Source organism: Rhizobium sp. BR 362 (assembly GCF_036528765.1).
Classification (GTDB): Bacteria; Pseudomonadota; Alphaproteobacteria; order Rhizobiales; family Rhizobiaceae; genus Rhizobium.
The window spans coordinates 284,821-299,537 of sequence record NZ_JARWGH010000006.1; the positions used below are offsets into that span (position 1 = coordinate 284,821).

11 protein-coding genes are annotated in these 14,717 nt (G+C 57.4%); 6 read left to right on the forward strand and 5 right to left on the reverse strand.

Annotated elements, in window-relative coordinates; translation table 11 throughout:
• Positions 1–431: 431 nt before the first annotated feature.
• Positions 432–1,256, reverse strand: coding sequence for a hypothetical protein (locus QDY28_RS11810; RefSeq protein WP_331381856.1), 825 nt, complete (start codon positions 1,254–1,256; stop codon positions 432–434).
• Between the two features lie 486 nt (positions 1,257–1,742).
• On the reverse strand, positions 1,743–3,269 hold the full coding sequence (locus QDY28_RS11815; RefSeq protein ID WP_331381857.1) for a hypothetical protein: 1,527 nt from the start codon (positions 3,267–3,269) through the stop codon (positions 1,743–1,745).
• 1,887 nt (positions 3,270–5,156) lie between these two features.
• Here QDY28_RS11815 and QDY28_RS11820 point away from each other — a divergent pair.
• The gene (locus tag QDY28_RS11820) at positions 5,157–5,675 is read left to right on the forward strand and encodes a class I SAM-dependent methyltransferase (RefSeq protein ID WP_331381858.1); all 519 of its coding nucleotides are present in this window, start codon (positions 5,157–5,159) and stop codon (positions 5,673–5,675) included.
• Positions 5,676–5,775: 100 nt separating this feature from the next.
• Here the strand turns inward: QDY28_RS11820 and QDY28_RS11825 are convergent, their stop codons facing one another.
• Positions 5,776–6,123 (reverse strand): CAP-Gly domain protein, encoded by a 348-nt coding sequence (locus tag QDY28_RS11825; protein ID WP_331381859.1) that lies wholly within the window; start codon positions 6,121–6,123, stop codon positions 5,776–5,778.
• A gap of 67 nt (positions 6,124–6,190) precedes the next feature.
• On the opposite strand from QDY28_RS11825, the gene QDY28_RS11830 reads away from it, so the two are divergent.
• The 3 genes from QDY28_RS11830 to pdxA are packed head-to-tail and all read left to right on the forward strand — an operon-like array spanning position 6,191 to position 8,586.
• The gene (locus tag QDY28_RS11830; RefSeq protein ID WP_331381860.1) at positions 6,191–6,355 is read left to right on the forward strand and encodes a hypothetical protein; all 165 of its coding nucleotides are present in this window, start codon (positions 6,191–6,193) and stop codon (positions 6,353–6,355) included.
• Between the two features lie 15 nt (positions 6,356–6,370).
• Positions 6,371–7,573 carry a four-carbon acid sugar kinase family protein gene (locus QDY28_RS11835; protein WP_331381861.1) on the forward strand — a complete coding sequence of 401 codons (1,203 nt, stop codon included), beginning with the start codon at positions 6,371–6,373 and terminating at the stop codon, positions 7,571–7,573.
• Positions 7,570–8,586 (forward strand): 4-hydroxythreonine-4-phosphate dehydrogenase PdxA, encoded by a 1,017-nt coding sequence (gene pdxA, locus QDY28_RS11840; RefSeq protein WP_331381862.1) that lies wholly within the window; start codon positions 7,570–7,572, stop codon positions 8,584–8,586. The genes QDY28_RS11835 and pdxA overlap by 4 nt, the downstream gene beginning before the upstream one ends.
• A gap of 106 nt (positions 8,587–8,692) precedes the next feature.
• Here pdxA and QDY28_RS11845 read toward each other — a convergent pair whose 3' ends face one another.
• Positions 8,693–9,601: a LysR family transcriptional regulator gene (locus QDY28_RS11845; protein ID WP_331381863.1), complete on the reverse strand. Its 909-nt coding sequence runs from the start codon at positions 9,599–9,601 to the stop codon at positions 8,693–8,695.
• Between the two features lie 112 nt (positions 9,602–9,713).
• Between QDY28_RS11845 and QDY28_RS11850 the strand changes: the two genes are divergently transcribed.
• Positions 9,714–10,460, forward strand: a complete 747-nt coding sequence (locus QDY28_RS11850; RefSeq protein WP_331381864.1) for an SDR family oxidoreductase — start codon at positions 9,714–9,716, stop codon at positions 10,458–10,460.
• 244 nt (positions 10,461–10,704) lie between these two features.
• A complete protein-coding gene (locus QDY28_RS11855; RefSeq protein ID WP_331381865.1) occupies positions 10,705–11,508 on the forward strand; it encodes a metallophosphoesterase in 804 nt (267 codons plus the stop codon).
• Positions 11,509–11,563: 55 nt separating this feature from the next.
• Here QDY28_RS11855 and QDY28_RS11860 read toward each other — a convergent pair whose 3' ends face one another.
• Positions 11,564–14,713, reverse strand: a complete 3,150-nt coding sequence (locus QDY28_RS11860; RefSeq protein WP_442967503.1) for an efflux RND transporter permease subunit — start codon at positions 14,711–14,713, stop codon at positions 11,564–11,566.
• Between the last annotated feature and the right edge of the window lie 4 nt (positions 14,714–14,717).

Consider the following 14,717-nt stretch of genomic DNA (forward strand, 5'->3'; position numbering starts at 1 on the left):
ACCTTACACGCTTCGGACCCATGCGGCCCCGAGTGGGTTTCACGCCGTAGTCGGCACGCGTTGTCAGAATAAGATTGGATATGGGTGCCACGAGTTGCGGTCGAGAGGAGGCGATTTCGTGACGTCACGGCGTTCGTTTGTCATGGTTAAGGTGTTTCGATACCGTCGATGGGAGAGATATGTGAAACGCCGTCAACCTTAAGCGGACTAATGCATCTCCGAGGTCTACAATTTGCGACAGCGCTATCTTGCTGTGCTAGCGGGCATGAAACACGGACTGCGCATTGACCCCTGTACCCCTCGGTCTGCCTAAGTTGGGATGTGGTCCGCTTTGACGTTCTTGGTCGCCATTCAATATCCAACCCTGTGTGCCCCGCATGGCTACGACGCTGGCTTCGATTGACTCACCAGTCACGGTGTATTCTTCAGCGTCAGAAGCCAACCCGGATAGTAAGGTCGTATGAAGTCTTGGGGATCGTCGTATTCAGATCATCGAACCTGGAATTGAACTCAATAGACGGGCCATTGGTTTTGAGCGGATAGTTCGCGTCGACGCCAATATGGATCGAATTCAATTGAGTCCAGTTCTGAAAACCGAGCGAAACCTCAGCTGAGATAGCGGATCCCATTTGAAGGGGAATTGCCGGAAAAGAGAAGTTACCTGTGGAGGCAATCCGATCGATTAAAACGGGCGCAACAGCAATAAAGACCGCCCCAGTCAGATCCGGCCTATTCGCAAAAAAGCTCCTAATATCAGCCGGCGCCAGTCTTTCTCCCAAACGCATTTCCTCACCAACGTTGGTCGGGCGTGAGCGGGCCGCATTCAAAATATCCGTGGGAATGCTGTCGACATAACCGTGATCAAAATATTTCTCGATTTCTGGAGCCAAGTCGCCGAACGAATTGAAATGTCGGGTCGGATCTCCCAAACCGTAATTTCGCGCGAGCCGATCCTCGTCGCTTTGTGAATTGACCGCCGACGCCTGCATTGGGTCAAGCCAGAACAATCCAGGAATACGACCATCTAAGTTTGGGGTGCCCCCGTCCCTCCAGCTACCATTTTTTGAAGCGGATTCGGCAAACACGGCATCTGCATCATTATTTTTAACTGTCTCATTGTAGTATGAAATCTCCTGATCCGCATATAACTCGGAGTCGTCGTCAGCCTTGGCAACTGACCCGAGAAAAGAACCCGAGCGAGCTATCGCGGTAGATGTAAGCAGAAGCTTAATCAATGCTCGTCGGCTAATCTCCATTGGGTACATCCCCTGCCATTTAACCGTTGAACGGGATCTCAAGTTAGTTGTGGGATGGCGTATATTACTCTTACTTGAAAAGCTGTTTGTCAATTTTGCTCCCTACGGTCCCTCCATCACTGTGCAATCAAGGGTAATTTGTTGATCACTTTCGGGATAGGTGTTTTCACGAGCTGGACCGTTGCCGCAGACGTATCGGATATAACAATACTTACTAACTCTACGATCAACGTCGCTGAATTCTCCATTGTTGCATCTAAATACGCACATTGATCTTCCGTTGCATTTTCCAATCATCCTTGGCGTGAAGTTGCCGGATTTGTTCTGCCCACCGTATCTAAGCTCAAGCACCTGCAGCGCGTTGCTCGCTGCTAAGGTTACGTCGTTGGATAGCAGTAATGCGAGACCGGCAATGTACAAACAACACAAAGGTAAACCGTCGAACCTGGGTTGCATAACGCTCTCTCCGAAAGTTTAATAGTTTTACTAAAGCTCAGCTAACCAAAGATGCATTATGATGTGGTCTATTGACCCAGCGCTTTGATTAAACAAGCCAGCAATTTGCCACTCGCCCATCGCGGACCCGTTCCACAAAACGTCGGAGTGTTGCGGCTTCAAGTCCAGGGATGCGGTGACTGCGAATATTCGTCCAAACTGGAGGGTGTCGGGTTGACCGTCAGATCGGACGGCGGCGACGTATGCGCCGGCAGGAGGGAGCACGGAAAGGGAAATGGGCTGTTGTTGCTGGCCTAGGTATTCGAATGACACCCCTCTTAGCAACGACGTTTGGGAGGGTATACTTGTGCTATCGACAACGAATCGAGTTTGCAGCATATCGAGCGATCCGTTGGGCCCCCCCTTGCCAGAGACGCTAATCGCGTCGCTCCATACTGAACGCACGAGAGATCGCTGTTGCCTTCTGTATTTCGTGACAGCATTCTGAACGTCAACAAGCCAAATGGAGACCTTATCAAGTATCTTTCCTCGCGCAGGGTCCTTAAGATCTATTTTTATATTATAGCTGTCGTGCAATCCATCGCGTAAAGCAAACACGCGCTCGATAAGGCATTTCAAATTGGCCCTGAATAAATCACCCTGCTGAATTAGCCTCTCGTTGTAGTTTATAGCAGATGTCTTGCGGGCGAATTCACTAGCCTGAAGTATAGCAAGATATTTGCTTATCGCTGCCCTGTGCGTTCTAAATATTTCGTCCTTTTTTAGGTAAATATTTTTGCGCTTAGCTGTGTCGAGCCTGCCTTTTAGTTGCGCAGCGCTCGCCTTCGCGGATGCAAGGGCCGTATACCAAGTGGCAGCATCGAACCCCGCCCGATAGGTTATTGTTTGGGTAGTGCCGCCGTGAATTTCAGGTTGATTGAAGCTCGCGGAATCTTGCGCCAACTGTGCTGCAGCTGTGATATATCCAGTTACGCTTCCTGATGACAGAATACCGGAATACCCAGGACCACTGCCGTTGTTGTTTATCATGTCTTCGACGATCTTCTGTTGCGCCAAAGTCTGCGCTGAGGCGTCGGTCAAGGCAACAACATCATCCTGCGCTTCCTGCCAAGGAAGCTTATATACACCTGCAGTGACCTCTCTCTTATGCACTTTATCGAGGCGAAAGAACTCCTCAAGCTTAAATTTCGTGTCGTTGCGAAGCCTGGCGAGCTCCATATAAGACTGACGAAGTTGTAGGCACATTTGTGAAAGTCGCAGTGCTTCGTCGAGATTTTGCTCAATACGCCGCGGATAAAGATTTGGGTCTGGTGCAATGTCGCCGATTGAGAAGGTCTCAAGGTTGGGTACAAATCCAGTGAAGCTGTCGAATGTATAACTGCTGCCATCGTCGTAAATCTTGCGAGGGTCGTCGTCAGATACTTCTGAATCATCTTGCTGTATATCAGACGCCAGCTTATTTTTGGCAATGTCATCATCATTAATATTTTCAAATTTAATATCGTACGCATCACCAATATTCTTAATAATTGAGGCAATATCGGCAGGGCTCGGCATGGCTTACCTCCATGTTGCTTTGAGTCTTTAAGAATATACTTGCATCAATGCCATGCGATGGCTTGCAATTTTGCGATGTATATTATATCGTAAGTTTTGCAACAAAGATAGATGTTAAGGGGAAAGTTGCAAGATTGCGTGAGGTAGGGATTCTCTTGGCTTGTGTTCCGTGTGTTTCTTACCAGAACACTAATACGCCAGATAATTCTGTCGGATTACTCAGTTTTAGCAGTAAGAGGAGGTTCCCATGCAAGTCAAGTTAGTCGCGTTGAGCCTTTCAAGCGTTTTGTTTTTTGCAGCAAATTCTTGTTGGGCACAGCAGGTGTATACGGTGTGCCTTGGCGAGCACGAAGGCGCTTGCAAGCCCCACGACGTGTATAAATACTGCTATACCAACCTCGAGCCTCTTGCGACTGGCCTTTGCAAGAGTTCCGGGATGTCGGGCCGACACGATATGGTTGAGACGAATTCATATGGCGGTCACAAGTGCGGGTACTCCATGATTAGGGTCATTTGCCGTTGAACCAATCGAGGACTAGCGCTAGGCAGTCTCTGGCAAATTGCCGCCAGGTCCCTTCACTGCGTCAGTATCTGGCAAACTTTTGGTTAAGCCGCCGCTGCGAACAAATGCGTTAGTATCGCATTGACAGACAGTTTATTGCATTACCTATCGAGCCTCGTAACGCTTCCTGGGTCCCCCATCAAATCGCGCATGGGTCGCTTGAGTACGAAACCGCAAACGTTCGGACTTAGCTCTCGTCGCCGCGCCACTGAACTTGCCCATTCAGTGAGGTGAAGCTTTTAGAAGCCCAGCTCGGCCATAAAGATTGCCTCAAGGGCTGTTGATCCACGTGCGTCGGTGCCTGCTTTGTTGGCGTGATGGACGATCAATGGCGGTCTTGCTTCCCGGCTCATCATCAATGTTATCAGCTCAATCAAATTCGACCGATTGAGTAGCGAGGCAGCCTCTGGACCTCTCGATAAGGGGCTTCATGGTATTTTCGCCGTATTCGGTGCTTCCTCGTCCGTCCGCATGGCCCTATATCGCGTCCATGTAAACTGGCCGGATATCGACGTCACGCGCGAGGGTTTTGAACCTATGCCGACACCCGGCTGTATGCGGGGATCGGTGTCAACGGCGGCGTAAAATCAGGCCAATTGGCAGCGTAAATGTCGGCCCGCTTTCGGCCCACCGATGCTTCTTCCCGATACCTTGAAAGGTGCCCAGTCGGTATTGAACCAACCAGCCGGATGCTTTGCTGTTGGCGCAGCAGCTTTGATGGCGTCGCCCCTGTCTTCCTCGATGGTTTCTGCCACTACTTGCCATACCGGGTCGCTGAATATTGGAACCAGTTTCCCTCCGGTACCATAGATTTTGCCAGCATGCGCGCAACGCCAGACATCGCTTGACTCTGTTACAGCACTCTAGTACATTGCGCCTCCGACAAACGAGCATAAACAATTGATTTTTCTGGATTTGTTGGATGGCTTGAGAAAATTCAAATCTCTCTAGCAGCACCATTCTATCCCCCGGAAAACATTTTTTTCTGAGCTTTAAGGCTTTTTGCACCGCGCTTTTGATACACCTGAGCGGTACACTGAGCATGCTTCTGAGAATGGCCGAACCTATTCGACATGACGACATCTGCTGGTTCCGGAAGAAAGTTCCCGACGATCTTCGACCAATCTCGGCAAGCGCGAAGAGAAATTCAGTCTCAACATCCGCGAGCCGCCGAAGCCGAGATTCTGTTTTGCCAAGTTGCCGAGATCGAGGAGCGCGGGCGAAGCTTCGCCGCGGATGACGGAAGCCCAGCAAGAACTCGCCGCCCACGATGCTACGGCGGTTCTCAATTATAACGATTGTCGAAATGGTAAACGAGGATTTGCATGACAGAAATTAGATTGAACGTCGGCGCAGGCTCAAAAAAGCGCCCTGGATTTTTGAGCGTAGATGTCCGCCCGGCGGAAGGCGTAGATATCGTTTCGAACGCGTGGGAGATTCCTACGGTGCCAGATGGCACCGTAGCGGAAATTTATACGCGACATATGCTGGAGCACCTTGATCCAAACGACGCACAAGCGGCTATCGCCCGATGGTCCAATCTACTCATGCCAGGTGGATTACTGAATGTCGTCGTGCCCGATCTGGAATTCCATGCCCGACAACTTTTAGGCACGGCGCAAAGCCAATTCGCCGACCAGCAAGTTCATGCTTTTGCCGGGTTCTTTGGCTGGCGGGATGAAAGTCGTGGTGGAAATCGTGAAGACGCGCATCGATGGGGCTACACTGAAAGAACGCTTGCTGAGTTGCTTGGTCGATGCGGTTTCGTTGGTATCACGCGGCAATTTTCGGGTGTGGATAGCGAACCTTGGCATCTTAATATGACGGCGGTAAAGCAGGGCTGATAGCTCAGAGCGGTCGGCCACTTCGCTATGCGGATCGGGAGGCTTCGACCTCCCTTTCTGGTTTGCGGAACCGGAACCTCCGAAAATCGCGGTTTGCCCCTCAAACCTTCTCCGTCTTCCTAACCTTCTTCCCCTTCTCCCCCTGCCCCCCCGGCGTCGGCGCCAGCAGCTTTCGGAGAGAGGCAATCTTGTCCTTCACCAGCGGGCGGAAGCGGCTGGCGCGGTAGGGCATGTCAGCGGCGCCGTAGCCTTCGGGGCCGTCGTCGTTGCCGCGATGGATCTCTTCCAGCTTCACACCGATGAACGTGCCGTCCACATAATGCGTGTATTCGCCGACCCAGCGGATCGTGTAGATCGTTCCCTTACGGATCAATTGGTCGATGCTGACATGCTTGAACGTGTCATTGATGCAGACGACCTTTTGGCCCACATGGAAATCGTAGCTCACTCTGTTCTCCCTAGGGCGCGCGATGGGAACAACTCAGGCCCGTCATTGAGCACAAGCATAGCCGCACATGCGCAGCCAAGTAAACGCGGCTGATATCGCAGCCCGGATCAATGATACGGTGACAAAGCAACCCGTTGACAAGCCCTGGTGGAAGGCTGAAGACTGCGTGCTATCCGAGCAGCCGCAAGGCTTGGCTTCCATGTTCCTATCCGATACCCGCAAGGCCCTCTGAAGGCATCTTAAGTTCATGCCCACCCTCCGCCTCATCGCTGACGATCTGACCGGCGCGCTCGACACGGCGGTCGAATTCGTCGGCGTCTATGGGCCGATCGAGGTGCAGCGGGAAGATGCGCTGCCAGTAAGCCTGCCGGATTGCCTTGCGATTGACACTGGCACCCGCGAGAAATCGGCAGCCGTTGCGGCTGATATCGTTGGCGGCGTCGCGCCGCTGCTGCAGGGGGCCGATCTTGCGTTCAAGAAGGTGGATAGCCTGTTTCGCGGGCCTTGGGCTGCGGAGCTTGCGGCCTGCTTTCGGCTCGGCCACTGGCGGCATTGCATTCTGGCGCCGGCCTTTCCGCATCACGGGCGGCACACGCGGGGCGGCAGGCAGGTGCTGTTTGCCGGGAAAGATGCCTGGCGCGATATCAGCGGCGATCTCGTCGCCCAATTGAGAGCGGAGGGACTGCCGGCCTTCAACACGGCGCTCAGTTGCCACCATGTCGACGCCGGAGAATCCATTCCGGATGGCATCCATGTCTTCGACGCCCATTCGGATGAGGATCTCGACGCCGTCATCGCATGGGTCTCCGCTGAGCTACAGGGACCGGTCCTTTGGAGCGGCACCGGCGGGCTGGCGCGAGCCCTGGCGCGCAACATCGATCTGGCGACGCATCATCTCCCCGATCCCGGAAAAGATGCAGGTGAAGGGCACTCCTTGCAGCCCGCGCCAAGCGTTCCCATCTCCCGCCGGCTGCAAAGACCGGTGCTCGGCCTGTTCGGCTCGGATCAGCCGATCACGCTGGCGCAGCTCCAGGCCTGCGGCCCCAATTGGCTGAAGGTTTCGGAAGGCGCGGATGCTAACGCCGTCGACAGACAAATCCAGCAAAGCGGCGTCGCCATGGTCAGTCTCGATCTGCCGACAGGACTCGAACGCGACGATGCGGCAAGGCGGATCGCGGCGACCTTTGGCCATATCGCCAAAGCTCTGCCGGCGCCGGCCGCATTGATCGTCGCCGGCGGCGAAACCTTGCGAAATCTCTGCGCGACGCTCGATGTCGCAGCCCTCAGCCTCACCGGCCAGGCAGCACCTGGCCTTCCCCGCTCCACCATCGTCGGCGGCCCCTGGGAGGGGACCACGGTCATTTCCAAATCCGGCGCATTCGGAGGCCCTACCCTGTGGCGCGATCTCTTAAGTGAAAACGCGCTGATTGCCGGAGGAGAGGAACCATGACGCGGCACCTGGCGATCACCATGGGCGATCCCGCCGGCATCGGCCCGGAAATCATCGTCAAGGCCGCCGCCCGGTTGAAGGACACGCTCGAGAAAGGTAAGCTAAAACTTACAATAATCGGCAGCGGCCCAGCTCTGCGGCTCGCCGAACAGCAGCTCGGCCTCGATATCGAGATCCCCGAAGCGCAGATGAAAGACGACTGGCCGAACCTCTGCTTCATCCAGGCCGATGCGGAGGGGGAGCCGATTCAGCCGGGCCGGCTTTCCGCCGATGCCGGCCGCATGGCTTTCAAGGCGATCGAGAAGAGCGTTCAACTCGCCATGGCAGGCAAGGTCGGCGGCATCGTCACGGCGCCGCTCAACAAGGAAGCGCTGAACAAGGCCGGCTTCCACTATGCCGGCCATACCGAGCTGCTCGCCGAACTCACCGGCGCCCGCGGCTCGGTGATGATGCTCGCCCACGGCAATATGCGCGTCAGCCACGTCACCACCCATGTCGCGCTGGAGGACGTGCCGAAGCGCCTGACGCCCGAGCGGCTGCGCCTCGTCATCGACTTGACCAACAAGGCATTGCGCAGCCTCGGCATCGCCAGGCCGAAGATTGCGGTGGCCGGGCTCAATCCGCATGCCGGCGAAGGCGGTCTTTTCGGCCGGCAGGACATCGACATCTCCGCGCCGACGATCGCCAAGGCGGTCGAAGACGGACTCGACATTGTCGGCCCGGTTCCCGGCGACACCGTCTTCGTCAAGCTGCGCGCCGGCCAATATGATGCCGTCGTCGCCATGTATCACGATCAGGGGCATATCCCCGTCAAGCTGCTCGGTTTCGAAATCGATCCGGCAACGGGCAAATGGATGGATCTCTCCGGCGTCAACATCACCCTCGGTCTGCCGATCGTCCGCACCTCCGTCGACCACGGCACGGCTTTCGATATCGCCGGCAAGGGGATTGCCAATGAGCGCAGCCTGATCGAGGCGATCGAATTTGCCGAGCGGCTGGCGGCCGGGCGATAGAGCAGTTCAGCTTTTCACGGAATTTCCGAACCGCTCCATATCTTTGTTTTCGCGCAATTCCGGACGGAAAACCGCCGCGTACTTTTCCTGGAATTGCTTGGGATCCTCAAGGGGGTGTCTCGCCAAAGAGCAGATCGGTCCGTTCGGAGAGCAGGGCAAGGAAGGCCTTCGTCCTAGCCCCAGGGCGCGGCCCCGGTGGATAGATGGGATGAACATCCACGCGCCTGAACTCATAGGAGGGCAGGACGGAAACGAGCCTTCCTCCGGCGATTTCGCGGCCGCAGACGGCAGCAAACAAGGAGCCTATTCCCCTTTCCGCCAGCACCGCCTCCATGAGCGGCCGCCAGTGGTTGACGCGCCATGCGGTACGGATGGGGACTTCCACCGGCCCGCCGTTGGGACCGATCAGATGCAGCCGCTCATCCGCCGCGAAACCGGCGAAACGGATAAAGGGGTGTGCCACAAGCTCAGCCGGTTTACGCGGCAGCCCTTGCCGTTCGATATAGCCGGGCGCAGCCAGCAGGAGCCGCCGCATTGTGCCCATCCGGCGGGCGATGAAATTGCCGCTGCCGATCTCACCGATGCGGATGGAGAGATCCACACCTTCAGTCGTCGGATCGACGAAGCGGTCATTCAGGGTCACATCGATGGCCAGAGTCGGATGCAATCTCTGGAATTCGATCAGCAGCCGCGGCAATGTCATCTCTCCAAGCCCATGCGGCGCCGCGATCCGGAACGTTCCGGTTAGTGATGTCTCAGCCGAGGCGACGGAAGCCTCCGCCTCTTCGGCCGCTTCAATGGCGCGTTTGGCATATTCGTAGAAGCGAGCACCGGCGTCGGTCGCCTGTACCGAGCGGGTCGTCCGGTAGAGGAGCCGCGCGCTTAAATGTTTTTCCAGCTTCTCGATCCGTTCGCTGACAGTGGGCTGGCCGAGACCGAGATCCCGCGCCGCGGCCGAAAGGCTGCCGCGTTCGACGACACGGGTGAAGATGCGCATGGCAGAAAGCATATCCATGACCATCGTCTATCGTGTTTTACGATAAATGACATCGTCATTCGCTTCCTTCTCAAGCACATGCCGATCAACGATCTTCAGGCCGGTCAACAATCCAATCGGAGAATCAGTCTTGCAGATCAGTACCATTCAAGCGGGCAATACAGAGGCTCAATCGTTCCAGGGCCAGAACGTCGTCATCATCGGCGGCTCTTCAGGGATCGGCTTGGCAACCGCGAGGCAGGCCAAAGATGCCGGCGCGAATCTCTTTCTGATATCCCGCAACCCACAACGTCTTCGGGACGCTGCCGAAGCGATCGGCGGCGCAACACAGATCGTCGCAGACATTGCCGCCCCACAGCCGACCATATTTACAGGAATCAACAGGATCGATCATCTGCTGATCACGGCCGGAACGGTGCACCTGCAGCCGCTAAAGGATCAGTCGGAAGCGGATCTCTCAAAGGTCATCAGCGAACGCCTGATCGGGCCTTTGCTCGCCATCAAGGCTGCTCTTCCCCATCTGCATAGCGCAAGCTCGATCACTATGACCTCCGGGCAGTTCGCCACCCGTCCGGCCGCCATCGGAGCGGTCGTGGCGGCCGCTGTCTCCGCAGTCGAAAGCATCGTTCGCGCTCTTGCCATTGAATTGTCGCCGATGCGCATCAATGCGGTTTCGCCGGGATGGGTGGATACCCCGCTGCTCGATGGCCTGATGGGCGAGGCTAAGCGGCAGGTGCTCGAACAGACCGCCTCGGCCCTGCCCAGCCGCAATATCGGTCGGCCGGAAGATATCGCCCAGGCCATTCTCTTCCTGATGGCCAACCGCTTCGTCACGGGAGAGGTGCTGCATGTGGATGGCGGTGGCCGCTTGGTATAGCAGCCGGCATGAGTTCGAGAAAATTTTCGCAACCCCGCCGGCGTTGATCAAATTCCATATCGCGGCTGAACATCGTGACCATTCGGGAGGCTGCGCCCAGCATGCAATCTCCCGAAGACGATGCTGAAATTCCCTGTAATTTCATTGGTTCAGACCAATGCCGGTGCCCGTAAGACTTGCGACAAGTCGACGCTTGGAATACCGTCCAAGATTGTGCCGTTTGTGTTGGCGTATGCGGATGTCCATGACCGGACTAATTGATCAACTTTTCGGCAGAAGAGCGGGGAAATTCGCAGAACCGCGACCCCGCATCGATCTGACGGCGGAAAGCTACACGGCCATCTATGCGCTGAGCGACATCCATGGCTGCTACGACGCGTTGATCGAAGCGGAAAGGCACATCGTCGCGGATGCCTGTACCATCCCTGGCCGCAAACTCCTGATGTTCCTCGGCGACTACGTCGATCGTGGCCCGCGATCGAGCGACGTGCTGCAGCATCTGTGCGAGCCGCCGCCCGCGGGCTTTGACCGCTACATCCTTTGCGGCAATCACGACGATGTCTTCCTGAAATTCCTGGAGGATCCGCGCGCCAACGCCCATTGGCTCGAGTTCGGCGCCCTTCAGACACTCGCCTCCTATGGCGTCGACGCGGAATACCTGCTGCTCCAGGAAGGCAGGAGCATCGAAGAACTCCGCGAAACCGTGCTAAGGGCAATCCCGTCGGCGCATATCGATTTGCTGCGCTCCCTGCCGATCGCCATCATCCTCGGCCCCCTCCTCTTCGTCCATGCCGGCATTCGGCCTGCCATACCGCTCGACCAGCAGACCGACGAGGACCTGATCTGGATCCGCGATCCCTTCCTCTCCGAGGGCCCGCAATTGCCAATGCTGGTGGTCCATGGTCATACGCCGGTCGCCCAGCCCGTCTTTGGCAACCATCGCATCGGCATCGACACCGCCGCCGCGATGGGTGGAAGCCTGACGGTTCTCAAGATCGCGGGGGGCGAGTACACGATCCTGACGCAGGCCTTCGAGCGATCCCGCTGAAAATAAAAAAGGCCCCGGCGCAGGCCGGGACCCCTTTCACGCTTTGCCCGCGCTTTTATTCCGCTGCCATAGCCGGTGGCAGATGATCCATATCGTCGTTGTTCTGCTGCTCTTCGACGGGCTGTTGTCCCTTCTTCTTCGGCTCACGGCCGAAGAAGAGCGCGTAGCCGGCCGGCAGCACGAAGATGGTCAGCACCGTGGCCACCAGGATGCCGCCCATCATGGCGTAGGCAAGCGGACCCCAGAAAACGCCGCGCGAGATCGGGATCAACGCCAGCACCGCCGTCAGCGCCGTCAGCATGATCGGCCGGAAACGACGAACGGCCGAGCCGATGATCGCTTCCTTCCGGTCCATGCCCGCCGCAATATCCTGATCGATCTGGTCGACGAGGATGATCGAGTTGCGGATGATGATGCCGAGCAGCGCGATGACGCCGAGGATCGCCACGAAGCCGAAGGGCGCGCCGCTGATTAAGAGGGCGCCAGCCGCACCGATGATGCCGAGCGGACCGGTGGCAAGTACCAGCATCGCCTTGCCGAAATGCTGGAGCTGCGCCATCAGCAGCACAACGATGACGACCAGCATGATCGGCGCCTTGGCAGCGATTGAGGCCTGGCTTTCGGCGCTGTCTTCGGCACCGCCCTGGATCTCTATCTTGTAACCCGCCGGCAGGCTGTTCCTGAGATCGGCCATGTCGTTATAGAGCTTGGCGGTCACGTCATTCGACTGCACGTTGTCGGGCAAGGTCGCCCGCACGGTGATCGTCGGCAGGCGGTCGCGGCGCCACTCGATGCTCTGCTCCATCACAGGCTCGACCTTTGCGACTTGCGACAGCGGCACGAAACCGCCGGAGTCGGTCGGAATATAGATGGAGTTGACCGAGGTCAGCAGGTGGCGGCTGGCTTCCGGTTCCCGCGCGACGATGCCTACGGTCTCCTCGCCCTCGCGATAATTGTCGAGGGTGACGCCGGACATCGAGGCCTGCAGCATCTGGCGGATGCGCTGCGAAGTGACGCCGAGTGCGCGCGCGCGGTCCTGATCAATCACCAGCTTCATGGCCGGCACCGGCTCCAGCCAGTCGTCATGGATGGCGCCGAGCAGCGGGTTCTGCATGAAGCGTTGTTTTACCTGATCGGCGATATGGCGAACCTCCTGCCGGTCCGGACCCATGACGCGCAATTGCACCGGCCAGCCGGTCGGCGGACCCAGAAACAGGCGGTCGACCTTGGCGCGAACGGAGGGGAAGTCGGCGGCAAGCATGCTGCGCAGCTTGACGATCAACCGTTCGCGCGCCGGCTCGTCCTTGGCCATGATCAGCAACTGGGCATAGTTCGGGTTGGTGAGCTGCTGGTCGAGCGGCAGGAAGAAGCGCGGGGCGCCCTGGCCGACATAGGTGGCGATAAACCGCTTGTCGGGATCATCGGCCATGCGGGCCTGCAACGTCTGCGCCTGGCGTTCGACTTCCTTGATGCTGGTGCCTTCCGGCAGCCAGAGATCGACCAGAATTTCCGGACGCGAAGACTGCGGGAAGAAATTCTGCGGAATGAACTGGAAGGACCACAGGCTGCCGACGAAAGTGGCAAGGGTGAGAAGCAGCACGATGACGCGATGGCGAACTGCCCAGCTCACCGAGGACCTTAGGCGGCGGTAGAAACGCGTGTCGAAGACGTCATGGTGCTCACCGGCATGATGGCGCTGCTTCAGGATCATATAGCCGAGCCAGGGGGTGAAGTAGACCGCCACGAACCAGGAAATCACCAGCGCGATACCGACGACATAGAAGAGCGTGCGGACATATTCGCCGGCCGTCGATGCCGCAAAGCCGACCGGGATGAAGCCCGCCGTCGTGATCAGCGTGCCGGTCAGCATCGGAAAGGCGGTCGAGGAATAGGCGAAGCTCGCCGCATCGAGCTTGACCAGTCCCTCCTCCAGCTTGCGTTCCATCAGCTCCACCACGATCATCGCATCGTCGACCAGGAGGCCGAGCGCAATGATGAGGGCGCCGAGCGAGATGCGCTGCAGGTCGATGCCGAGCTCGTACATGATGGCGAAGGTCGCCGCCAACACCAGCGGAATGGCGATAGCGATCACCAGGCCGGAGCGCCAGCCGATCGACAGGAAGGAAACGATCAGCACGATCACCAGCGCTTCGCCGAGCGCATGCATGAATTCGCTGATCGCGTCGGTCACCACTTCCGGCTGGTTGGAGATCTGATCGACCTGCACGCCGACGGGCAGTGACGCCTCGAAACGCTTGTAGGTCTCTTCCACCGCCTTGCCGACGTCGGTCACCTTGTTGCCATTGGCCATGACGACGCCGAGCTGGACGCTCTCGTGACCGTTGTAAAGGAACTTGGCGGTGTAAGGATCCTGCAGCCCGGCGCTGACCGTTGCGATGTCGCCGAGACGCGTCACCTGACCGCCGGCGGTCAGCCGGAGATTCTTGATATCCTCGATCTTGTTGACGTCACCTTCGACCGAAATGCGCACGGAGCGCGTGCTGGTATCGACGGAGCCGGCCGGATCGACTTTGTTCTGGCCAACGATGGCGTTCTGCAGGGCGGTCAGCGTCAGGCCGCGCTCGGCCAGCACCTTGGAGGAGACATCGATATAGATCTGCTCGGGCTGGTCACCGATGATCACAGCCTTCTCGACACCAGGCGTCGAAAGCAGCATGTCGCGGGCCTGGATGGCGAATTTCTTCAACTCAGGATAGCTGTAGCCGTTGCCGCTGATCGAATGCAGGGTGATGAAAGTATCGCCGAACTCATCGTTGAAATAGGGTCCCTGCAGGCCGGCCGGCAGCGTATTGGCGATATCGCCGACTTTCTTGCGCACCTGATAGAAGGCATCCTTCACCTGCTCGGTGTTGGTATCGCCCTTGATCTGAACGGTGGTGATGGCAAAGCCGGCGCGGGTATAGGATTTGACCCAATCGAGATGCGGCGTCTCCTGCAGCTTGCGCTCGATCTTGTTGACGACCTGGTCTTCCATGTCCTGCAGGGAGGCGCCGGGCCAGATGGTCTGTACGACCATGACGCGGAAGGTGAAATCCGGATCTTCCTTCTGGCCCATATGCGTGAGCCCGAAAGCGCCGGCGATGATGATCAGCGCAAATAGGAAGCGCGCGATGCTCGGATGGGCGATTGCCCATCGCGACAGATTGAAACGCTTCTTCTCGTCGGAGGTGCTGTTCATGGTCATTGTC

Coding starts and splice junctions, on each gene's coding strand:
- QDY28_RS11810 (WP_331381856.1), bottom strand. CDS start 1,256: ATGGAGATTAGCCGACGAGCATTGATTAAGCTTCTGCTTACATCTACC.
- QDY28_RS11815 (WP_331381857.1), bottom strand. CDS start 3,269: ATGCCGAGCCCTGCCGATATTGCCTCAATTATTAAGAATATTGGTGAT.
- QDY28_RS11820 (WP_331381858.1), top strand. CDS start 5,157: ATGACAGAAATTAGATTGAACGTCGGCGCAGGCTCAAAAAAGCGCCCT.
- QDY28_RS11830 (WP_331381860.1), top strand. CDS start 6,191: ATGCGCAGCCAAGTAAACGCGGCTGATATCGCAGCCCGGATCAATGAT.
- QDY28_RS11835 (WP_331381861.1), top strand. CDS start 6,371: ATGCCCACCCTCCGCCTCATCGCTGACGATCTGACCGGCGCGCTCGAC.
- pdxA (WP_331381862.1), top strand. CDS start 7,570: ATGACGCGGCACCTGGCGATCACCATGGGCGATCCCGCCGGCATCGGC.
- QDY28_RS11845 (WP_331381863.1), bottom strand. CDS start 9,601: ATGGATATGCTTTCTGCCATGCGCATCTTCACCCGTGTCGTCGAACGC.
- QDY28_RS11855 (WP_331381865.1), top strand. CDS start 10,705: ATGACCGGACTAATTGATCAACTTTTCGGCAGAAGAGCGGGGAAATTC.
- QDY28_RS11860 (WP_442967503.1), bottom strand. CDS start 14,713: ATGACCATGAACAGCACCTCCGACGAGAAGAAGCGTTTCAATCTGTCG.